At 40.8% G+C, this 20,640-nt stretch carries 20 protein-coding genes; 9 read left to right on the forward strand and 11 right to left on the reverse strand.

Features of this window, described 5'->3' with window-relative positions:
- Positions 1-88 precede the first annotated feature (88 nt).
- From RMX69_RS18220 to RMX69_RS18230, 3 genes are all read left to right on the forward strand, one after another.
- On the forward strand, positions 89-346 hold the full coding sequence (locus tag RMX69_RS18220) for a hypothetical protein (protein ID WP_292731724.1): 258 nt from the start codon (positions 89-91) through the stop codon (positions 344-346).
- Between the two features lie 119 nt (positions 347-465).
- Positions 466-774: a DUF3181 family protein gene (locus RMX69_RS18225; protein WP_289799595.1), complete on the forward strand. Its 309-nt coding sequence runs from the start codon at positions 466-468 to the stop codon at positions 772-774.
- Between the two features lie 279 nt (positions 775-1,053).
- Positions 1,054-1,269 carry an acetyltransferase gene (locus RMX69_RS18230; protein WP_289799594.1) on the forward strand — a complete coding sequence of 72 codons (216 nt, stop codon included), beginning with the start codon at positions 1,054-1,056 and terminating at the stop codon, positions 1,267-1,269.
- Between the two features lie 67 nt (positions 1,270-1,336).
- Here RMX69_RS18230 and RMX69_RS18235 read toward each other — a convergent pair whose 3' ends face one another.
- The 3 genes from RMX69_RS18235 to RMX69_RS18245 all read right to left on the reverse strand — a co-directional run bounded on the left by RMX69_RS18235 (position 1,337) and on the right by RMX69_RS18245 (position 4,289).
- Positions 1,337-1,807, reverse strand: coding sequence for an ABA4-like family protein (locus tag RMX69_RS18235; RefSeq protein ID WP_289799593.1), 471 nt, complete (start codon positions 1,805-1,807; stop codon positions 1,337-1,339).
- 110 nt (positions 1,808-1,917) lie between these two features.
- A complete protein-coding gene (cobW, locus tag RMX69_RS18240) occupies positions 1,918-2,979 on the reverse strand; it encodes a cobalamin biosynthesis protein CobW (protein WP_289799592.1) in 1,062 nt (353 codons plus the stop codon).
- Positions 2,980-3,572: 593 nt separating this feature from the next.
- A complete protein-coding gene (locus RMX69_RS18245) occupies positions 3,573-4,289 on the reverse strand; it encodes a heme oxygenase (biliverdin-producing) (RefSeq protein ID WP_322638291.1) in 717 nt (238 codons plus the stop codon).
- Between the two features lie 573 nt (positions 4,290-4,862).
- Here RMX69_RS18245 and glmM point away from each other — a divergent pair.
- Positions 4,863-6,335, forward strand: coding sequence for a phosphoglucosamine mutase (glmM, locus tag RMX69_RS18250; protein WP_322638292.1), 1,473 nt, complete (start codon positions 4,863-4,865; stop codon positions 6,333-6,335).
- Positions 6,336-7,415: 1,080 nt separating this feature from the next.
- The gene (locus tag RMX69_RS18255; RefSeq protein ID WP_322638293.1) at positions 7,416-7,622 is read left to right on the forward strand and encodes a hypothetical protein; all 207 of its coding nucleotides are present in this window, start codon (positions 7,416-7,418) and stop codon (positions 7,620-7,622) included.
- A gap of 96 nt (positions 7,623-7,718) precedes the next feature.
- Here RMX69_RS18255 and fdhD read toward each other — a convergent pair whose 3' ends face one another.
- Positions 7,719-8,558: a formate dehydrogenase accessory sulfurtransferase FdhD gene (gene fdhD, locus RMX69_RS18260; RefSeq protein WP_322638294.1), complete on the reverse strand. Its 840-nt coding sequence runs from the start codon at positions 8,556-8,558 to the stop codon at positions 7,719-7,721.
- 143 nt (positions 8,559-8,701) lie between these two features.
- On the opposite strand from fdhD, the gene RMX69_RS18265 reads away from it, so the two are divergent.
- Positions 8,702-9,073: a hypothetical protein gene (locus tag RMX69_RS18265; protein WP_322638295.1), complete on the forward strand. Its 372-nt coding sequence runs from the start codon at positions 8,702-8,704 to the stop codon at positions 9,071-9,073.
- On the forward strand, positions 9,022-9,438 hold the full coding sequence (locus RMX69_RS18270; RefSeq protein WP_322638296.1) for a serine hydrolase: 417 nt from the start codon (positions 9,022-9,024) through the stop codon (positions 9,436-9,438). The genes RMX69_RS18265 and RMX69_RS18270 overlap by 52 nt, the downstream gene beginning before the upstream one ends.
- A gap of 205 nt (positions 9,439-9,643) precedes the next feature.
- Here RMX69_RS18270 and RMX69_RS18275 read toward each other — a convergent pair whose 3' ends face one another.
- Together RMX69_RS18275 and RMX69_RS18280 are read right to left on the reverse strand one after the other, a co-directional pair.
- Complete coding sequence (locus RMX69_RS18275) at positions 9,644-10,312, reverse strand: Uma2 family endonuclease (RefSeq protein ID WP_289799582.1); 669 nt, start codon at positions 10,310-10,312, stop codon at positions 9,644-9,646.
- A gap of 46 nt (positions 10,313-10,358) precedes the next feature.
- Positions 10,359-12,584: an FdhF/YdeP family oxidoreductase gene (locus tag RMX69_RS18280; protein WP_322638297.1), complete on the reverse strand. Its 2,226-nt coding sequence runs from the start codon at positions 12,582-12,584 to the stop codon at positions 10,359-10,361.
- Between the two features lie 124 nt (positions 12,585-12,708).
- On the opposite strand from RMX69_RS18280, the gene RMX69_RS18285 reads away from it, so the two are divergent.
- Positions 12,709-12,957 (forward strand): hypothetical protein, encoded by a 249-nt coding sequence (locus RMX69_RS18285; protein WP_289799581.1) that lies wholly within the window; start codon positions 12,709-12,711, stop codon positions 12,955-12,957.
- 270 nt (positions 12,958-13,227) lie between these two features.
- Here the strand turns inward: RMX69_RS18285 and RMX69_RS18290 are convergent, their stop codons facing one another.
- The 5 genes from RMX69_RS18290 to RMX69_RS18310 all read right to left on the reverse strand — a co-directional run bounded on the left by RMX69_RS18290 (position 13,228) and on the right by RMX69_RS18310 (position 20,271).
- On the reverse strand, positions 13,228-14,910 hold the full coding sequence (locus RMX69_RS18290; RefSeq protein WP_322638298.1) for a lipase/acyltransferase domain-containing protein: 1,683 nt from the start codon (positions 14,908-14,910) through the stop codon (positions 13,228-13,230).
- Positions 14,911-15,736: 826 nt separating this feature from the next.
- Complete coding sequence (locus tag RMX69_RS18295; RefSeq protein WP_094352832.1) at positions 15,737-16,042, reverse strand: hypothetical protein; 306 nt, start codon at positions 16,040-16,042, stop codon at positions 15,737-15,739.
- Positions 16,043-16,329: 287 nt separating this feature from the next.
- Positions 16,330-18,549 carry an adenylate/guanylate cyclase domain-containing protein gene (locus RMX69_RS18300; protein WP_322638335.1) on the reverse strand — a complete coding sequence of 740 codons (2,220 nt, stop codon included), beginning with the start codon at positions 18,547-18,549 and terminating at the stop codon, positions 16,330-16,332.
- 88 nt (positions 18,550-18,637) lie between these two features.
- A complete protein-coding gene (locus tag RMX69_RS18305; RefSeq protein ID WP_289799578.1) occupies positions 18,638-19,387 on the reverse strand; it encodes a DUF928 domain-containing protein in 750 nt (249 codons plus the stop codon).
- 206 nt (positions 19,388-19,593) lie between these two features.
- Complete coding sequence (locus tag RMX69_RS18310) at positions 19,594-20,271, reverse strand: Mo-dependent nitrogenase C-terminal domain-containing protein (RefSeq protein WP_289799577.1); 678 nt, start codon at positions 20,269-20,271, stop codon at positions 19,594-19,596.
- A gap of 230 nt (positions 20,272-20,501) precedes the next feature.
- Here RMX69_RS18310 and RMX69_RS18315 point away from each other — a divergent pair, with 230 nt between their 5' ends.
- Positions 20,502-20,633 (forward strand): hypothetical protein, encoded by a 132-nt coding sequence (locus tag RMX69_RS18315; RefSeq protein ID WP_322638299.1) that lies wholly within the window; start codon positions 20,502-20,504, stop codon positions 20,631-20,633.
- Positions 20,634-20,640 lie beyond the last annotated feature (7 nt).

The following is a 20,640-nucleotide window of genomic DNA, read 5'->3' on the forward strand; positions in this document are numbered from 1 at the left end:
TTATGACTGCTTCTAGAAGTCTAATAGCAACGACTGCACCAAAAACCTTAGAATGAGTAGGGTGTATTTAAATCTGTAACAAATATTTATGCCTCCTCGTTGGCCTCGCAAACCCGATCGCAAAGACCCTGATTACCGCAAGATTGATGACCGGATGAATTTTGCTGTCCATGTAGCGATCGCTGCTACGATTAATTCTGGCTTATGGTTTTTTCACATCTTGAAAAGCACTACTTGGGACTGGCTGCCGTTATTTACTGCAAGTTGGACAGGCATAGTATTAGTGCATTTGATCTATATTAGTGCGATCGCTAATTACAGCGAAACTCCACCTAAATCCACCTGAAGACGGACTGCTGATGCTGGGGCGATTGTAACCTGTGGTAGTAGAATCAGCCTATTAATTGAGCGATAATGTAAAAAAGCCTGAGATTTCGCACTCTTTCTTAACGTAGGGTTATTTTTATGGCAAAGACTAACACCACAGAACTACTGGAAGCCCTAGCAGCTGAAATTGGCGAAAATGTCTACATAGACATTGCCAAATGGCATCTTTATTTATCTAATGCCAAACTGCACACCCTTGTTGCGGAACAGTTGTATCCCTTAATTACTTCCAACAATGTAAGTGAAGATCAAGTTTTAAAAGTCTTGAAATCAATTACAGTCAAAATTGGCGGCGGTAGAAGCGAACTTCCTTTAAGTGATTTATTGCCACTGCAATGCCAAGTAACATTAGTTGATATTTTAGAAAAATATCAACGTGAAATCTAATCTTTACAACCAAGATTATTTGAATTAGACAATTTTCTCAGTCAGCATTTTCTGATTTGATTTGAAATGCTGGATTAAGGATTAGTTTGTCTTGTCAATTTTATAAAGATAAAACCACAGATACACATAGATAAGTTTTGTGTAATTTATTTATGCATATCTGGTAAAAATTTCCTTTAAAAATTAAGGAATCTCGACCTTCTAAATTGGTTGAGACGCGAGTGAGTATATCTTGAGACTCACTCCTAACTTTCATGGAAACTTATTGAGGCAATTTCTATGCTTTTACAAATCAAAGATTCTGGCGAATTGGTGAAAATTCTGGAAATTCAAGAACTGCTTGACCCGAATAATGATGTGGTTCACGCAAGAGAACAAGAAGGTGAAGAAGAACAGCCACCTGATACCTTCAAAAAAGAAAATCTTGTTTTTCCTTCTGGTGAAGTTCTACCACGCTGTTGGTTAGATGCTAACTATAGACATGACAACAGTTAATGATTTTAAAATCAGGTAATTGGTAATAATAGGGTAGCACAGCGGTGTTACCCTATTATGCGCCATATTATGACGCAGCTTTTTCTCCTACCGTCACCCCTTCATTCTGCTGAAACTTCGGGAAAAATGTCTTAGTAATCCAGTCAGTCAAGATGTGAGACAGCAATCCCAACGGCCCAGCGAATAAAGATAAAGCCAGAGAGTGAATTGTCCAAACACCTGTTTTCTGCCCTTCCCAATAAATCCACCGACCGACAAATAAATCCATCACTAAAAAATGAATCCAACCTGTTGCCGCCGCGGTTTCATCTGCAAAAAACCGTGCAATATCAGCTAATTGAGGATTCGATAAAGCTTGAGCATTTTCTGGAGTAATGCTGTTAATAAACAAATATAAATATGTTCCTGCTAACAGCACAAAGGGTAGATATGATGACATTACCCATCGTGTGACTTTCCAGTTCGGCAATAAAATCATCAACGCCCAAAATGGTAATACGAAAACATTAGCAACGTTAAATAGTTGAGATATTGTCATGTTTTTGCAAAGTGAAGAATTTTTGTTTTGAATTAACTAATTATTCATAAATAGTAACTCTCAGGAGAAAGATCCCCGACTTCTTAAAGAAGTCGGGGATATGGATATACTTATAAAGCTACAAGTTGTGATTCAATTTCTGAAGAATTCAAATCACGCCCGATGAAAACTAAGCGCGTTTGCCTAGCTTCTTCTGGTTTCCAGGGGCGATCGTAAAATTTATCAAATCGGTTTCCCACACCCTGCATCACTAAGCGCATAGATTTATTTGGTACTGCAACAAAGCCTTTAATCCGGTAAATTTCTTGTTGTTGTACCAATGTTTGCAACTGCTGTTGCAGCTTTTCGGGATCAAAGGTACGATCCAAAATTAAATTAGCTGAAGTAATTTCTTCATCGTGATTGTGGTCTTCTTCAGTATCATGATGACTAGGACGAGAATCTAAATTGTCTTCGACTGCGGCTTGGAATCCTAATAATATAGATGCGTCTAGTTGAGAACGTAGGCGTAGCCCGCCGGAGGCATCGCTCTCGACAATTTTCACCACTCTGGGCAACTCTTGCTTAATCAATTCCTCAACTTTGGCTTTTGTCTCGGCATCTACTAAATCAATCTTATTTAACACCACCAAGTCTGCACAAGCAAGTTGGTCTTCAAACAGTTCTTGCAAGGGTGTTTCGTGTTCTAGATTATCATCTGCTTGTCGCTGGGCTGCGATCGCATCTGGATCGCTAGCAAATGTCCCCGCTGCAACCGCCGCACAATCTACCACGGTAATCACCGCATCCACAGTGGCGGCGTTGCGAATTTCTTGCCAGCGAAAAGCCTTTACCAGTGGTTTTGGCAAGGCTAAACCAGAGGTTTCAATCAAAATGCAATCGATGCTATCTCGCCGCTTGATTAACTCTTGCATCGTCGGGTAAAACTCTTCCTGCACGGTGCAGCATAAGCAGCCGTTGGTTAATTCAAAGATATTAGTGTCACCCTCACCATCTTCGGGGCAAATTTGACAAGATTTTAACAATTCGCCATCAATACCGAGTTCGCCAAATTCATTGACTAAAACGGCAATGCGCCGTCCTTCGTTGTTTTGTAGCAGGTGGCGAATTAGGCTGGTTTTTCCACTACCTAAGAAGCCTGTGATTACTGTGACAGGAATTTTCGTAGCCATATTTTTGCCTGATTTACCCAGTATGGTAAGTTTTACGGGTTACAAACTTAAATACTGAGATTAAGCTTGGTTTGAAGATTGACCGTGCCAATTTTAGATTTTAGATTGCCGATAGCGGAGCGTTAGCGAGTCCGCGTACTCTTACAGAGAAGCAAGCTACGCGCAGCGTCTCGTAGAGAGCGTCTTTTAGATTTTTTTTGGTTCATGCCCCGTCCCTGGTGGGCGGAAAAAATCCCAAATCCAAAATTTAAAATCTAAAATCCAAAATTAGTTGACTTAGTTATTTTAAGCTGAAAGTCTATGGTAAGGCTGAAAATATTGCCGTTGTTCTTGAGTTGTGCGGCACAAACTGCAAATAGATCCAGAAAACGCTGATGCTCAAAATGCTCTCAAGAATTTAATTGCTTCTTAAACATAATTGAGGGGCAATCTCCCCATGCTTGCTTTCACATCTCAAAAGCAGTCACAAGGCTATTGCCCCTAAATATTTTGAGCGTCGATCGCTCTTTCGCCAGAAACACCTATGAATTAATCCTTCATCAGGCTATCTAAATTTATGACTCCACACACCATACTCCGCAATCTCAACACGATTACTCAGCTGTGACGAGTTCAGTACTACCACGTGTACGACGCCGTGTAAGACTATTATAAAGCATCACACCGATCGACTTAATTAAATTACCTTCCAATTCCTGGAATAGCTTCATGTTCGTGCCAAAGGCGGCGTTAGCTTCATCAACGATGCGATCGGTTGCCGCCTCGTCAAGGGGTAATTCATCCAAAGTTTGCCGATATTTGGTTTTGAATGCCTTCTCATCAGGAATTTCTGGAAACTCATAAAAGGCTGTTCCTTGTCCATCAGACAAATTCATCGCTGTTACAGCAATATTTTTGAGAATTTGTCCCCCGGATAAGTCACCTATGTAACGAGTGTATGAATGGGCGATTAACAATTCCGGTTCTGTAGCAGATATTTCTCGGATGCGCTCTACATAAGCTTCACCTGCGGGAGATAGTTTGATTTGCTCTCTCCAGTTTGCACCAAAATAATAACTCAGGTCTTGCTCTAAGCTATGCTTGCGGTTTAGCTGAGGAAAGTTAATTTTAGAAACTATTGGGTGCTGGCGGTGCTTTTCTATTTCCTCTTCCATCGCTGAGTAGACGAAGTAGAAGTTAGCAACAAGTTTCCGGTAAGAGTTTTTTTCCACTACTCCTTTTAAAAAGCACTTGACAAAACCTACATTTTCTGCCATTGTGTGGGCTTTCTTAGTGCCTACACGTAATTTGGTTGCTAAATTGCTGCTCATGCTAAATTTCTCAACTTTAAAAAGTTAACTGCCGGAGTTTTGATTCACTAACGGCTAAAAAAGCCATTAAAACGTTACCTTAAAACTATTTGATGAGAATTTATATTAAAATTTTTTAAGCTGCGATGATTCTGTCGTTTTTTACACAGCAACAAGGCTAAGAGAACAGAATTTTAGATTTCAGTATTTTGATTTTTTGTTGTTATTAGCTGAATTTTGCTTTCATTTTCAGCTTGGTTGAAAATCTTTGTGATGCGCCAAAAGTAATATTTATTACATTATTACTTAGTATGTAGCATTATAAAGTGTGAACTAATACAGATAAAAATCAAAACGAAATTTGTCGGCATAAAAGGAATAATTAGCTAAGATGTGGAGACTTTACTAATAACGTAAAAACCAATACTGACTTTATCAAAGATTTACAATCCAAGAAAGAAAAATTCAGTATTATTACGTAAATACATCTCGATCTAGAATGAATTTCTAAAGAGAAAAAGCATGTCAAAATTGCTGAATAAAGTCTTAAGTGCTATTTATTTTTCAGTGTGATTGTGTGGAGTGTTTAAAAATATGGTTTCATCTATAACTCGGACATCGGGCATTTCTGGGGGTTCTACTTCTGAAGTTGAGGGATTGGGCAAAGGGATTGAGAGCAGTTTTGGACTGAATTTAATCCCATTACCAGCAAATCCCTTATTTGGCACAGATGGGATTCGCGGACGAGTGGGAGAATTACTGAATGCGCCTCTAGCATTGCAAGTTGGTTTTTGGACGGGGATTGTTTTACGTAACCATACTACTCAAGTAGGGCCAGTCATTCTCGGACAGGATTCTAGAAACTCCAGCGATATGCTGGCAATGGCTTTGAGTGCAGGGTTAACAGCAGCGGGGTTAGAGGTTTGGTATTTGGGATTATGCCCCACTCCTTGCGTTGCCTATCTCACCAGTATCAGTGATGCCATTGGCGGAGTGATGATTTCTGCCAGCCACAATCCTCCAGAAGACAATGGGATTAAGGTTTTTGGTGGCAATGGTGGGAAGTTACCGCAAATATTGCAGACAGAAATTGAAGCGGGACTGCGTGGCAAGATATCACCGATCGCGAGAGTCAGTAATTGCGGACGGCATTACTCACGTTTCGAGTTAGTGGAAGATTATAGCTCGGCGTTGAAAAAACCCTTAAACGGTGCTTTGAATCTTCAGGGAATGAAGATTGTTTTAGACTTGGCGTGGGGAGCCGCAGTTGGGTTAGCACCATCAGTATTTACACAAATGGGAGCGGAGGTAATCTGCTTGCATAACGAAGCAGATGGCGATCGCATTAATGTTAACTGTGGTTCTACGCACCTAGACATTCTGGCAGCAACGGTACAAGAACACAACGCCGACATCGGCTTTGGCTTCGATGGCGATGCCGATCGCGTCTTAGCAGTAGACAATACAGGCAGGCAAGTTAACGGCGATTACATTCTCTACCTGTGGGGACGGCACTTACAACAAAACCAACAATTGCCAGACAACTTGATTGTATCTACAGTCATGGCCAACTTAGGCTTTGAGAAAGCTTGGCAGCAAATTGGTGGTAACTTAATTCGTACCGCAGTCGGCGACCAATACGTGCAAGCCGAAATGCAGCGCACTGGGGGAATGCTAGGTGGCGAACAATCAGGGCATATTCTTTGCCGTCACTATGCCGTAACTGGAGATGGCTTGTTAACAGCATTACACATAGCATCTTTGGTGAGAGAGGCGGGTGTTCCCTTGAGCGAATTAGTAGATCGAAGCTTCCAAACCTATCCACAATTGTTGCGCAACGTGCGCGTTGTCGATCGCGATCGCCGTTTGGGATGGCAAGATTGTCAACCTGTACAAAAAGCGATCGCTCTTGCTGAAGCTGCAATGGGCGATTCCGGCAGAATTTTGGTTCGCGCCTCTGGCACAGAACCAGTCATCAGAGTAATGGTGGAAGCAGCCAATGCCGAACTCACCAACTACTGGACAAATGAACTAGTTTCACAAGTACAGCAGCATCTAATGGACTAAATTAGCTAATATCTCATCTGAATTCTAGTATCGCTAAAGATGCGATAAATCGCCGTCTCTACAATAATTAGTCTTTTGTAGAGACGGCGTTTTTATCGCGTCTCTTGCCTTAACTAAGATTTAGCTAGTACAACACGGTGGAAATAAACCAATCATTCTAAATCAACGAAAACCTTATGCTGTATTTATTTTTAATTTTTAATCCCGCCTTGCGGTACTAGATCGATAAGCTGAAAGGATTTCTATACTCTTCTTTTGAACCAAGAAAAAACTTAGCAATTCCTGAACGAGCTTCCTTTTCAGGCATAAACTCTTTTGTAATCAATTGATTACTTTTTTTAGAGTAAATTGATCGCCTATCTTAACTATGAGTGTCCAAAAGTAACAGCCTCATTATTGCAAGCGTGAGCTAAAAAATCTATCTAAAGGTTTAGTACATTATCTATCTTTAGGTTAATAAATTTATATTTTAAATTGGGTACATATATATTAGAAACTGTATTTTGTCAAGATTTTGGGGCGGTGTTTTATGTTAAAAATAACTTGCCCTGCAAAAACAATATTAATACTGGAAAATACGGATTTGTAATACAAGGAGGCAAGAGATTACTAAGAGGTGAAGCCCTTATCTTTGCTTAGTAGTCTGTTAATTAGCATAAAATCTTTTGATTGAAAAGAGGAGAAGATTGCAATGCATGTAACACGAGTCGGAAAGAAATTTGGGTTAACGTTAAAGCACCTCATGTTTGGCTTGTTTCTAATTGGTGTGTTACTTTCTGGAAATGAAGTGTATGGTCAGAGCCAAAGAGGGAAGCAGAGCCTGGATGGATCGGAGTTATTACGAAATTCTCGCTCATATTCGGTAGTGCAAAGTCTTTTAGTTGCTCGCTTGCGGACACCTATAACACTCATCACATCTATGAAATTATCGAATGGAGGTATGACACAAGCCGTTGTAATCGATTGTACTTCAAATACTAGCAACGGACAGAAAATATGCTTAGATGCGGCGACCACGCTTCAATCCAAAGGGTGTGCATGTAGCAGTATACCCAATGGCACTTCATGCGAATGTCCAGAATGATTATAGAACTAGCTTTTCAAGGTGGAGAAATTTGGAACGAAGATTGGTTATTTCAAGCTTTAAAAAGCCCAAAATATGAGCGGATAAATCAAGTAGGTTGGGTTTCGCGTTGCTCAACCCAACCCAACATTGATCGGATATTAAGGCAAGAGACGCGATTCATCGCGTCTTTGCGATTTATAATTTTCATCAAAAAACCTTAACCGAACCGTATTGGAAGTGTTGGGTTTCGTTCCTCAACCCAACCTACAAATTTTTTTGCAACAATTTAGCCTCTCGACGCCACTACGAAAGTGTTCTTAAACAGCATTTATTCTTTGTAAACCAGTGTAAATATTGAACCGTTCTCCGCGCAGGAATCCAATTAAGGTAATCCCAAATTCTTTGGCAACAGACACCGCCAAACTACTAGGAGCAGAAACAGAACAAACAATAGGAACCCCAGCAGTTGTAGACTTTTGCAAAATCTCAAAACTAGAGCGCCCGCTAACTAAAATAATACAATTATTTAAAGGCAACTGATCACTGAGCAAAGCTGTACCAATCAATTTATCCAAAGCATTGTGTCGCCCAACATCCTCCCACAGATTTAATAGTTTTCCTTGAGTATCGAAGATAGCCGCAGCGTGTAAACCCCCTGTAGCAGTAAATATACCTTGAGCAGCCTGGAGTTTATCTGGTAGGCTGTATACGATCGCAGGTGTTACCATTGGGCCAGAAGAAATCACTGGACATCCCCGCAGACGTAAAGCTTCAAGGCTAGCTTTACCACACACCCCACAGGCGCTACTAGTGTAGAAATGACGCTCCAAAGGCTGTAAGTCTGGAATCAAGCCATCCCGCAGTTCTACATTTACAATGTTATGGCGCTGCTCACCATCTACCAATTCATCTACGCAGTAACTAATACGTCGGATATCTTCTCTGCGGCTAACGACTCCTTCACTGTAGAGGAAACCAGCAGCTAGTTCAAAATCTGCTCCTGGTGTTCGCATTGTTACAGCTACCGTCTTCTGGAGAGGGACGAGGCGAATTTCTAAAGGTTCTTCGGTGGTGAGTTGGTCTAAACGCGATCGCATTTTACCATTTTCCACAACCCAGACAGTGGCTTTGGTTTTGCTTTTAGTTGGCATTTTCATATTTATGAGAGTTGGTGACTTTAAATTTTGATCCTAATCTGGGAACAAAGTAATGCTATTTGTATATCAGATGTCAGGTTGATGCTCACCAACTACTTTATGCAGTTGAGCTAGATGGCCTCGGTTTCTGTTTAGTAAGTAAAATGAACCTAAAACTTTTGGCTTTCAGCAAAATTTTATTTGCAATAGTCTTTGTGGTTTCCCTTGGTTTTACAGGATATTTAGTAGCTAATAACATTAGTCAGAGAGTAATTGAAAAATCTCTTGCTAAACAAGTGATATCTACCTCCACCGTAGGAAAAAGTTCTCAACTACAGAAACTTTTAAATGAGATAGTTGTAGAACAGAAAATCCCTGGTGCGGTAATGTATATTACTACACCTAAAGGTTCTTGGCTGGGAGCATCTGGTGTCAATAACTTTGGGATTAAAACATACCTTTACAGAATTGCGCGAACCGACAATTGGCGAAGTCGCTACAGGTTTATGGCGATCGCAATAAAGATGGTAAGCTAGATAGCTACGTCCAAGTCAATGATGGCAACGGTTTGGGTGATGGTGGATTGGTTTCAACAGCAGAGGATTTAGCCAAGTTCGCCAAAGCGTTATTTGTCAAAAAAACTTTACTTTCGTCAAAGATGATGAAAGAAATGCTGAAATTTAAAGATAATGGCGCAGACTATAGCTATGGCTTGGGTGTAGAAAGGTTTTCATCTCCTTTAGCAAAAGCAATTGGGCATAGTGGTATAGCTTATGGCTTCGCAACATTGCTTGCATATTTACCCAATGAAAATACCACTATAGTAGTGTTGCGAAACAATCAGAATGTTGATCTTAAATCAGTAGCTAGAACAGGTCTAGAGGTTGTTGAAAATAAATGATATCATGTCCGCCAAATTACCCATAATAAAATAACCAAATAACCCCACCCCCAACCCCCTCCCCGCAGGCGGGGAGGGGAGACAAAGCACAGCTTTGGCGGGGTGGGGTTCTTCGGGTTTAATAAGCAATCAAGCGGACATGATATGATATTTAATTACTATAATCACAAAAAATCAGTTAAATTTGCTTTTCTCTCCCATTGAGTTAAATCGTATCTGGGTCAATGTTCAGTTCTCGCAATTTGGCTGCTAGGCGTTCAGCACGTTGTCTTTCTTGTTCTGCGACTTCTTCGGGTGTGGGAATTAGATTTCCTTCCGCAGTGAAATAGCGCAATTTATTTTCATAAATACCCAAGTACAAATTTAACTGCTGACTCCACATCCATCCTTGAAAATTAGGTTCTATCGGTTCATAAGTACCGCCAATCAAGATAAAGCCAGCAAATTCTAAATTATTGGGATCGAACCAAAAATATTCTGGTGTGCGAAAGATATCTTGAAAAATTTGTTTTTTCAAACCTTTGTCAGTTGCGGTTGTAGAATTAGAGAGAAGTTCTACAATTATGTTGGGATATTTCCCGTCTTCTTCCCAAACAACCCAACTTTTACGAATTTTGCGTTCACATCCCAGCACGACAAAAAAATCTGGCCCCCGGAATTCTTCTGATCTCTTCTGGCGTTGACTGTAGTAAATTGTTAGATTACCCGCAGCGTAAAAGTCATTGCGATTTCGCCAGCACAATTCCAAAGATTGCAATAGCAGAATTATTTGGCGTAGATGTAATTCGCTTTCCAATGGTGGTTCGTCACTATCTAAATCCCCAAGAGGAAATATTACATCATTTGGGAATTCAAAATCTTTGGCGGCGGACATGGCTGCAAATTTTGGCGTGAGATAGGTTATATAAACTTACCGTAATCTAGGTTTGTTTTTCCAGACGCACGATCGCATTATAATCGGGTACACCTTCAAGCGATCGCTTAGTTTTATCTAGTAGCACATTCCCTTCTGGCCAATGTACTTGCAAGTTTCCTGACTGAATTGGCGCAATATAGACTTGACATAATAACTCGCCTAAATCATTCTTAAGAATGACGCGATCGCGATCTTTTAAACCCAACTGTACAGCATCAGCAGCATTCATTAGTACCGCCTCTCGCATCGCCCCAGTAATTGCATCCTTGCGTTCCTGCACCATACTATTAAATTGTTTGCCTCGGCGCGTTGCTAATAAGAAATAACCTTCTGGTAATTCTCTTTGGCGTGGCAATAATACCCCAAAGTGTGCCTTACCATCCGCCGTTGGGAAATTCCAACCAAAGCACAAATGTGAGCCACCATATTGAAATTGATCGCCAGCTTGCTGTAAATTTTGAATACCGGCATATTGGGGGACAACTTGAGCAATTTCTTGACGGATAGCAGCTGTGTCAGCAAAAGCTAGCTTATCTGCCAAATCTGGTTTTACCCGCCTTGCCAATTCTAAAAAGACTTCCCACTCTGGGCGTGCTTCTCCAATGCGCGGCCCCGGAATTTCTGGACTGAAAATTACCCGGCGTTCGGTGTTAGTTTCTGTGACTCCTCCTGGTATTTCGTAGCGAGTCGTCGCAGGTAAAAGCACCACAGTATCGGCAGGTTCCACTAACATTTGGCTGGAGAGAACAATATCCATATGTACCCGTAGGGGTATTTGCTTCAGCGCCGCTTCCACATAATCTGGTTCTGGCAGTACTTCTAAAAAATTTCCACCCACAGAAACCAACACTTCTATTTCTCCTTGATGTGCGGCGTGAATCATTTCTGGAGCAATTAAACCTTTACTTGCCGGCACTTCAAAGCCCCAATGTTGACTCAATTGGGCAGCATTTTCTGGGGTGATAGGTTTACCACCAGGAAATACTGTCGCGTAACATCCCATCTCTGCACCACCCTGCACCCCAGAGTGACCGCGAATTGGCATTAAACCGCAGCCTTCCCGACCGACAAATCCTTTGGTGAGAGCTAGATTAATGATACTTCGCACGTTATCTTCGCCGCATTCATGCTGAGTAATACCCATACTCCAAACAAATACGGCTTTATTCGCTTCTTTGACCATTTTGGCAAAAGCGTACATTTCTTTGCGGGATGTTCCAGAAAGCCGCTCTAATTCTTCCCAAGATTGGCTTTCTAACGATGCTTTGAGTTCGGCAAAGCCACCTGTGTATAAATCTATAAATGACTGGTCTACCCAGTTGTTAGCAATTATATGTTTAATAGTGCCATTTAAAAATGCGATATCCCCGCCCATGTTGATTAAGAAGAAGTCTTCGGCAAACTTTGTACCGAAAACGGCACTTTCTATAATTGAAGGAACCCAGTAGCGCTCCATTCCTGGTTCGCGGTAAGTATTAATAACTACAATCTTTGTGCCAGCTTTTTTAGCGTAATGAAGATACTTAACGGTAACAGGCTGATTATTGGCAACGTTAGAGCCAATGAAGACTAATAAATCAGTACCAATCCAGTCTTTATAAGAACAGGTGGTAGCCCCAGCACCCAAAGCAGCTTTCAATCCTGCTGTACTGGGAGAATGGCAAATGCGGGCAGCGTTATCAATATTATTGCTTCCCATTGCCCGCACAGCTTTTTGGGTAGCATAATAAGTTTCGTTGACAGTACCGCGACTGGTAACATAAAAACTGAGGCGGTCTGGTGTAGTGGAGTGGATGCGATCGCTAATTAACCCTAAAGCTTCATCCCAACTCACACGGCGAAAGCCTTTTTCCCCTCGTTGACGAATCATCGGGTAAGGAAGTCTTCCCAAGTCCCGTAATTGGGCACTTTTTTGCTTTTGCAACTGCGAGACATCCGCCAATAGTACAGGGTCAAAAGCTGGCATCGTATTCATCTGCAACAACCGCAACCGAACATTGCAGAGATGAATCCCATCTAATGTCCAATCCTTCATCCCGGTTGTTCCGAGAGCGCAACCATCGCAGACACCTTTATTTAGGATATTCCACGTGTATGGTAGTTTCTTACGAGATAACCAAATTGCGCGAAATACTTCCCAGTAGTTGTTGGGGTACTGTTCGCCAATGCCAAAGGGTTTCCAACTTGCCCAGTGCTGGGGTGTCCAGTGTTTTTTGGGTTTGGGTAACATGAGGCAATATGTGTAAGTTGCTGGATTCTCTTAGGCTATCGTTTTGATTACGAAATGAGTAGCAGACAGTTAAAAATCGTTCGGCGTTGCTGAATATGCCAAAAGGAGAAAGTCAAAGCTGTTTTTGAGAAATAAAAAGCTGCTTTTGCTTGCGGAATATACCGAAATGAGGGATAAAAAGCTGCTTTTGCCTGCTGAATATACCAAAATGAGAAATCAAAAGCTGCTTTTGAAGAAGAAAAAGCTGCTTTTGCTTACTGAATATACTGAAATGAGAAATCAAAAGCTGCTTTTGAAGAAGAAAAAGCAGCTTTTGAGAAAGCAATTGCAGATTTTGCTGATTGAATTTAGTCAAAAGATGAAGTTCAGGTAAGTTAACGTGAGTTCGACAAGTCTTATTTGACCTCTCCCCCAACCCCTCTCCGACACGGAGAGGGGAGCAAAAAGCTTAATTTTTCGTTGCTCCTCCCTTTCCGTTTCGGAGAGGGAGGCTGGGAGGGAGAGGTTCATCGAACTCACGTTAAGTTATTGAAAGCATTCCTTGAAAAAAAGAAAGGCGATCGCTCTTTGCTAAGAGTCTGCGTAAGCGCAGCCGGCAGCAAACATCGCCTTTGTGTCAACCTTCAATCAATCTTCTGAAAATTTATACACTAACAGGTGTTGGCGTTGCTTTTGATATCCCCAACAAACTGAAGATTAATTTGATTACTTCTGGGTGTCGTAAAATTGCGTTATGGCTTAAATCAATCCCTTTTTCTACTAATTCTGGAGGTTCAGTCCCTTGAGGTTTAGCAAATGGATGTGCAGTTATTGTTTGTTTTGGAACATCTCGGTGTAGCTGCCATCTCCTAAAGTATGCCAAGCTTCCGTATGCAACTACTCCATCTCCTGAATTAGTGACTCCATCCTCTGATATCAGTTGTTGTGTTGTATCCGCTTTTTCCAATCTTACTCCGTTGATGACAATGAAGTTTCCGTCCTCCACAGGCTGTTCGGGTGTACCTAAGTAACTTGCTACTTTGAGTTCTCTTTTTTCTTGATAGTAGTATGCTCCTACTGGTGTGTTAAAACCAGTTGAATAAATGACATCAATGTTCTTGATGGGTGGGCTTGTTACCGCTTTACTCCCAAATTCTCCATCACTGAAATTCGGATCTTGTTCATAATAATCCTTGATATATTTCAGCGTCGTACTTTCGGCTCCTCCAAGTCGTAATATCTTTTCGGTTGTTTCTGCTCTAAAGTCACCGGGAGCGATCGTCTGTGATTCAGCAACACCTTCATTTCTGATAAACGAAAAATCTGTTGTGTTGAAATACTTGTACTGGGCTGTTGTTACTGGTAATAGCGAAGGAATGCTAGAAAAGGATTGTAATGCCTTTTTAATGCCCGATAAACTTGCCCCTCCCAAATTAAATCCATCATCTGTTGACAGCAGACGAATTGCTAGTGGCGCACCTATCCACGGTGGGCTAACTGCTATGTATCGTTCTATATGTTCATCTATCCATGCTTGTCCTGCGGAGGGATCGTTTTTGATCCACTCTAAGAAATATTGCGTCACCCTATTTCCCATACTGTGAGCTATTATTACCACAGGTGTAGTATCTGGCTTACCTATGAATGGTTTAGCTTTGTATAATTCCTCTATAGTACTCTTGAGTTTAGAGAAATATTGATATCGCTGTTCCAAACCTGTTGGGCCTATTCGCCAATCATAAGGAAGGGCTACCAAATTTGCGGGCAAGAGAGCTGCTTCGCCTCGGTACTCATCAGTGTCTAATAACGCAGTTACTAATTCTGAAAAGTAATTCACTTTTTGCAAACCTGCGTACAATTCTTGGAGTTCTTTTCGATCTTCTTCAGGAGTGAGCGGGTTGTTTATTCCGAAAAGTATAGCATCTAGCTCACTTTGAGAAACAGCTAAATTTTTAATCCCCTGTATTCCATCTACAAATCGATTAAATTGAATGTTTGGGTCATCTTTTGTTAGCGGCGGATTTTGGTCTGCTTCTACTTCTGGGGTTATGCCATTAATATCCTTCAATTTCAGATTCTTTTTCCAATTTGTTACAACAGGATTTTCGGGAGGTTGATCTATTGTGACAGGATATACTGGTGCATTAAGTCCGACTATATTTGATGGCGGATATTCTACCTCTGTCTGTTCATCTACTTTATGAATTGTTTGACCTGGTGGTGGTGGTGCCATATCTTGACCGACCCACAGTTTACCGCCTGTCACGCCTTCTTCTGACTGATTTTTATTATGTGTTTTTAGCCTCGATCCTGCTAGTCCTGGAATCAATATTACGGGATTAACCATTTGTCTTTTCCTTGCTTACCTGAATTTACACAGATTCAAACTTGAAAACTGAGACGTTTCTTTTTGCTGTTGGACAGGAATGCTATTTGATATGTAGGGCTTTGAATTTTGTTCTTGACCCACTATGCCGACTGATATCATATCCGGTTGAAAACTTCTTATTAGAACTGACGCATAGATGCAAAAACACATAAATGCGCAAGTATTTTAATAACTAGTAATTACCGTAATTGATATGACAATAGCCACATTAAACTTCACTATCTATTAGATAGCTATCAAACTAACCGCTTTTTATCGCTTGGTCGTTAACTTGATAAAACCATGATTTTACTGAACTTGCAAGCAGATAAATATGAAAGACAATTACTTAAACTTTAAAAAACTAAATAATAGCAACTGTGATAACAAGTCATAAATTTGACTTTGTAACTATGTAATTGTTCTTGTCTCATCTTCCCAAGCTGCACAGCTTATTTTAGCCTGTAGAGCATATAAAAAGGGCATAAATACTGTCTATAGTGGTTACTATATATTGTTACTATTTTTGTAACTTCCTAAATATAAGTAAATTTTTATACTAATTTTTCAGGAAGTATAAAAAAGTGAGGCAGACAGTTAAATAACTACATTAAGAGACAGTTAAGACAGTTAAGACAGTTAAGAGAATTAAAATGGTTAAAAAAATTAATAAAAGAAAAGATTAATTGTTTCTTTTTTACTTTCGACAGAGAATATTTTATAAATCTTTAAAGCAGTAGTTGAAATAAAAATCCCTGCCACGGATAGTTGACAGGGATAGCAGTTTTAAGATATGGCTTGTCTCTTAGCTAACAAAATCTTTGTGGGCAGCGACAAGCATCTGAGCCTGTCTTAAAACGTTTCCGAATAAATAAAAAGGAATCTGCCAAGCTGCAACGGTAACTTCTTTGACTATATCTTGTACGCTAATTGCAATTAATTCATGCTCTGGTGGCTCTCCCTCAACAGTACCAGACCAAGTAAAAGCTAATAAGAAATCATCGTCTCCAGGCAAGGATGCAATCAAACATTCTTCTGGTGTTGGTTCACAAATAATTCCATAATCATTTGCAAGTTCTACTAATCTTTGAAATTTGTTTCCGTTTGTCATTTGTTCTTGGGACGTAATTGAATCTTAGTTTTAGAAAAAATCATATTTTTAACTCCAGAACTCAAGTGAGTTGCTTCATAGCAGAAATTACGAATTATTAATTATTCGTTGAAAATTATGAGTTATTGGAGTTAGATCGGGCTTAAGTCCAAAATATTACCGCGATCGCTTGGTTGTATCAGCAACAATTGTTACTGTTTTAGAAAAAGCTAGACTACCTAATTTTTCGGTTTATCCTATTTACATACACCTCCCTTTGTTGCCATTTCAAGATTGATACCTTAATCTCACCCCAGCTGACGCAGTGCATTGAGAATTGCGTTAGCTTTTGGGGGAACTGCTGTAAACCGAAGTAGAAAAAGATGCTCGTCAACATGAGACTGTTCAATCACCTTGGCGTAGATATCTTCTTCTGTAGCCATTTCTGCTTCAATCAATAACTTGAGTTTGAGATTACTCAAGAGTTCTAAAGAATGTGGCGATTGCAGCTGCGCTCCTTTTTCTGAGAGGCTAATCAATTCCCCCGTAAATACTGTTCCTACTGCATGTTTTCCCTGCAAAATGGAGTATTCTACAGGCACTTTTTCAGTGAGAACGATCGTTTCTTCATCATATTTAGGCAAGAATAAATTATATTTACCGCCAATGCCACGAATTTCACAAATTGTCACAGGGTGTTTTATACCCTTGGGTTCTATTTGTAATTGCCCAGCAATTTGTAGGTCAATATTGGCATCCTTACAGGTATTTTCGGAAATTAAAATTTGTCCTCCCACGGTATAAGACTCAATTCGAGCAGCCAAATTAACATGACTGCCAATGACTGTATATTGAGCGCGCTTTTGAGAACCAACATTTCCCGCCACAGCCTCGCCTGTATTAATCCCAATTCCCATTTCCAAGATTGGGAAATTCATTTGCTGATTTTGTTCATTCACTTGTTCCATTGCCAATTGCATGGCAATAGCACAAGCGATTGCTCGTTCAGAATCATCTTTGCGACTAATTGGCGCACCAAAAATCACAAAAATCCCATCACCCATAAACTCATTAATCGTGCCTTTATATTGGTTAATCACATCTGTCATTGTTCCCAAATAAAGATTCAAAATCTTTACTACTTCTTCCGGGGGCAATTGTTCGGAAATAGCCGAGAATCCTCTTAAATCAGACACAAGAACCGTAACTTTTCGGCGTTCTCCTCCTAGCTTTAATCCAGAAGGAGTTTCGAGGATATTGGCGACGATTTCATCAGTTAGATAGCGACCGAGGGTTTTTCGCATCTCGGTAGCACTTTGAGCAATATACTGAGTAAGTGCGATCGCAGAACCAACAAAAGCCAGCATTGAAGGGATAACGGGAATCCACCAACCAGCCAAAAACGCCAAAAAGCTGCCACCAATTAAGCCGCCGCCTACCAACAAAACACTAACAGCCATGAGGTTTTTCTGGTTGCTACTGTGGCGTTGCAGCCAACATAAGCTAGCACCAATAATTGACCAAATCAAAATTGATAGCCATTCTAGCGGCTCAGGTAAACACTTAATCAGTGGACGACCTTCCATTGCCGCACTTAAAATTTGACTAATCAAATTAGCATGAATTGTTACACCCGCCATTCGTTCCGGGTCAGTCAAGACATTACTGCTGTAAGGCGTATAGAATAAATCTTTCAAACTCTCAGCGGTAGCACCAATTAATACCACCTTATCTCGCATTAAATCTCGTGGGATGCGGTTCTCTTGCACTTCGGTAAGAGAGACTTTAGTAAACTGCTGTATCCGTCCTCGGTAATTCAACAGCACTTGATAACTCCCCGCATCGGCTCGGACGTAACCTCCGTCATTAGCTTCAAAAATTGGGAAAACACCCCGATTTAACTGCAAGTAATTAGAGTTAGTTGCCGATGGCTTGGCAGTAATACCTTCAGGTTTCAAGTACAACAATGCCAGTTTTAGCCCAAAGCTTTCCAGAATCTCATCATGATTTAAATTTACGTACAATAATGCTCGTCGAATTTTGCCATCTCCATCTATGGGTAAATCATTCGACCCAATTTGATTAAGTTTCTTCAGTTCTGGAGATGAATCAACCGCCGAACTATCAATCGTATCAGAGACTTTTTGGACTCCAATCAAATTAGGAGTAGACTTAAAAACCTTAAGTAAATCTTGATAACCGGGATTGACGGGTAAATCACGATAAATATCTAAACCAATCGCTCTGGGTTTTTGCTGTTTGATTTTCTCTAACAAACTAGCAAGTTTTCCATCAGGCATAGGCCATTGTCCCTGCTTGCGGACATCTGCCTCATTAATCTCAACTATGACAATGCGGGTATCAGCCGGCTCTTGTGGACGGAGGAGAAAAAATTGATCTAGTGCTGCTAATTCCAACAATTGCAGTAATCCAGTCAAGCGTAGTGCAATCACCAGAGCTGTAATATTGGGAACAGCAAGTAAAACACCCCGCCATTGCCAGATGTGCGGTTTCAGCTTTGCCCACATAATATTTTGTGCTGAGTGCTGAGTTAGGAGTTGGGAGTTAGGAGTTAGGAGTTTTCCCAATGTCCAATACCCTTTTTGAATTTTGTGGTTAATTCTTAGATGTGCAACAATCAATCAATGGTTCGGAAGCGATCGCATTCAAACCTACAGACTTGAAAAATTGTCTCCAATCCAGCCTTGCTTTGAAATTATTTGGCTCAGTCCGGCGTAGCTGCACTAAACTAGTCAGCGCTTCATGCCAAATCCCAGCTTCTGCATAGATGGTGGGCAACTTGTACAAATTTGCCTTTGCTAACGCTTGCGACAAGGTTACTTCTGGCTGAGTGCGTTCCACCCAACCATCTACAGTCGGATTTTCACTAGAGTCTTGAGTATTACAAACAATTGTTAAGTACCAGTGATAAGTTTTACCTACAGCAAGTGCAGGGGCACTATCAGGAAGTTTAAAGCTAATAATTCCTGGTTTATTTGGAAGTGTAAAAGAGGTTTCATAAAATATATTCTGGTCTTCAGTCAAGAGCAGAAACTTGGCTGTTTTGAGTTGAGATGGAGGTATATACCAGAAAAATGTTGGATGTTGAGCAAATGTCAACCCTAATTTATCTGGAGGCATTAAGGGAATTATCAGTTTTTTGCCTGTTAGGCAAGAGCTACCACGGGTAGAACCACCAGCACTTGCGGGAGGTTTTCCCCGCTGTGGTGGCTTAAATGTTTGACTAACTTGCCAAGTTTTATTGGCATGGTACGACTGAGCTTGTACCTGTGCTGTTAAACCAGAAAGCAAATACAAAGGTAAGGAAAAGGGTACAAAATATAGAGATGGTTTAATCCCTTTCATATTGATAATGCCTGAGTTCTAGATTAGTCAGGTGAATAAATCAAGTATTCCCAAAAGCAGAGTCAGATTTTCCACTCAACTACAGAACTATTTATTGGGCATTGGGTATGGGGAAAGGGAAAGGGGTAAGGGGAAAAGGGGAAAGATTAAATTTATTCCTTTTCCCTTTAACCTTTAACCTTTTCCCCTACTCCCCTGCCCCCTACTCAAATATATGGTGAAACATCTTCACCGCATTTATCTGCTAAATAGGAGAGGGCGCGGAAACGTAAGCCTACCAGTTGCTCATATAACGGGTTAATTTTACACATCGGTGGTATATGCACAATCTTGCGTCCAAATAGGGTGACATCCCGCTCAAAAGGGCACTGGGCAGGAATCATTTTACACAAAAAGCGGGCTACTCTTGGGTCTTGGATATCTAGCCCATCGAGCCAGTCTTGCAGGGGGTGTAGGGCATTAATTTGACGCTTTGTCAGCCCAGGGCTGGCAATAGTGGGGGTAATTTGCTGTGGGTATTCCAGAGTTTGGCGAAGGGCTTCGAGTAACTCCTCTGGCTGTTCCAAGGCTTGGCAGAACTGTTGCAGAACCTCATCTTCGCTGGGAGAATAAGTACCATCTGCGATCGCTACCATTATCGCTGTCCTTAAGAAATTTTCTGCGGCTGGTGTACCTTTACCCAACGCTGCGGCTAATTCCTCTGCGGTAATTACCTCTAGTGAATCGAATTTAATCTTAGGAGCTAATTCATTTTCGGTGATGCTGGCAATTAATTCCTGTTCTTGGTCATCAAAATTACCATCAGCCCAAGCAATAGTAAGCAGTCCACGCAACCAAGCGGCAATCTGTTCGCTGCTGTAGGGGGATTGAACGGTACTTGTCATAAACTCACGTCTCAAGCTTTCCTCAGTCACTACTACGCTACCCTACCCAGTGACTATGAAGATAGTAGAAGCAACACAGAAAAATAAATCAGAGAAGTTTTCAAATCGCAACAGTCGGTCTTAAGGTAAAATCCATTTGTACCGTTATTGAGAATTTTTCTGCTTAAAGTGAATTCGATTGGAGTATCTCAAATATTTATAAGGTTCAAGACTGTAATTTGCGCTACAGAGTGATGGAGTTTTCTAAGTATGCGAACCTGCCAGCTAAATATCGCCGACGCTTTTCTCTAATGAATCGTTTACTGATGTTACTTCCTTCTCTATGGGATTGCGATCGCTTGGCATTAGTTAAATTAGGTTAACTCTAAA

The sequence above is a fragment of the Nostoc sp. EspVER01 genome, assembly GCF_034530635.1.
GTDB lineage: Bacteria > Cyanobacteriota > Cyanobacteriia > Cyanobacteriales > Nostocaceae > Nostoc.

Bases quoted from the DNA above. Each gene is read 5' to 3' on its own strand.
- fdhD (WP_322638294.1), bottom strand. From the start codon at position 8,558: ATGAAAATGCCAACTAAAAGCAAAACCAAAGCCACTGTCTGGGTTGTG.
- RMX69_RS18265 (WP_322638295.1), top strand. From the start codon at position 8,702: ATGAACCTAAAACTTTTGGCTTTCAGCAAAATTTTATTTGCAATAGTC.
- RMX69_RS18290 (WP_322638298.1), bottom strand. From the start codon at position 14,910: ATGGTTAATCCCGTAATATTGATTCCAGGACTAGCAGGATCGAGGCTA.
- RMX69_RS18245 (WP_322638291.1), bottom strand. From the start codon at position 4,289: ATGAGCAGCAATTTAGCAACCAAATTACGTGTAGGCACTAAGAAAGCC.
- RMX69_RS18255 (WP_322638293.1), top strand. From the start codon at position 7,416: ATGATTATAGAACTAGCTTTTCAAGGTGGAGAAATTTGGAACGAAGAT.
- RMX69_RS18280 (WP_322638297.1), bottom strand. From the start codon at position 12,584: ATGTTACCCAAACCCAAAAAACACTGGACACCCCAGCACTGGGCAAGT.
- cobW (WP_289799592.1), bottom strand. From the start codon at position 2,979: ATGGCTACGAAAATTCCTGTCACAGTAATCACAGGCTTCTTAGGTAGT.
- RMX69_RS18235 (WP_289799593.1), bottom strand. From the start codon at position 1,807: ATGACAATATCTCAACTATTTAACGTTGCTAATGTTTTCGTATTACCA.
- RMX69_RS18220 (WP_292731724.1), top strand. From the start codon at position 89: ATGCCTCCTCGTTGGCCTCGCAAACCCGATCGCAAAGACCCTGATTAC.
- RMX69_RS18305 (WP_289799578.1), bottom strand. From the start codon at position 19,387: ATGAAAGGGATTAAACCATCTCTATATTTTGTACCCTTTTCCTTACCT.
- RMX69_RS18230 (WP_289799594.1), top strand. From the start codon at position 1,054: ATGCTTTTACAAATCAAAGATTCTGGCGAATTGGTGAAAATTCTGGAA.
- RMX69_RS18310 (WP_289799577.1), bottom strand. From the start codon at position 20,271: ATGACAAGTACCGTTCAATCCCCCTACAGCAGCGAACAGATTGCCGCT.
- RMX69_RS18225 (WP_289799595.1), top strand. From the start codon at position 466: ATGGCAAAGACTAACACCACAGAACTACTGGAAGCCCTAGCAGCTGAA.
- RMX69_RS18300 (WP_322638335.1), bottom strand. From the start codon at position 18,549: ATGTGGGCAAAGCTGAAACCGCACATCTGGCAATGGCGGGGTGTTTTA.
- glmM (WP_322638292.1), top strand. From the start codon at position 4,863: ATGGTTTCATCTATAACTCGGACATCGGGCATTTCTGGGGGTTCTACT.
- RMX69_RS18295 (WP_094352832.1), bottom strand. From the start codon at position 16,042: ATGACAAACGGAAACAAATTTCAAAGATTAGTAGAACTTGCAAATGAT.
- RMX69_RS18275 (WP_289799582.1), bottom strand. From the start codon at position 10,312: ATGTCCGCCGCCAAAGATTTTGAATTCCCAAATGATGTAATATTTCCT.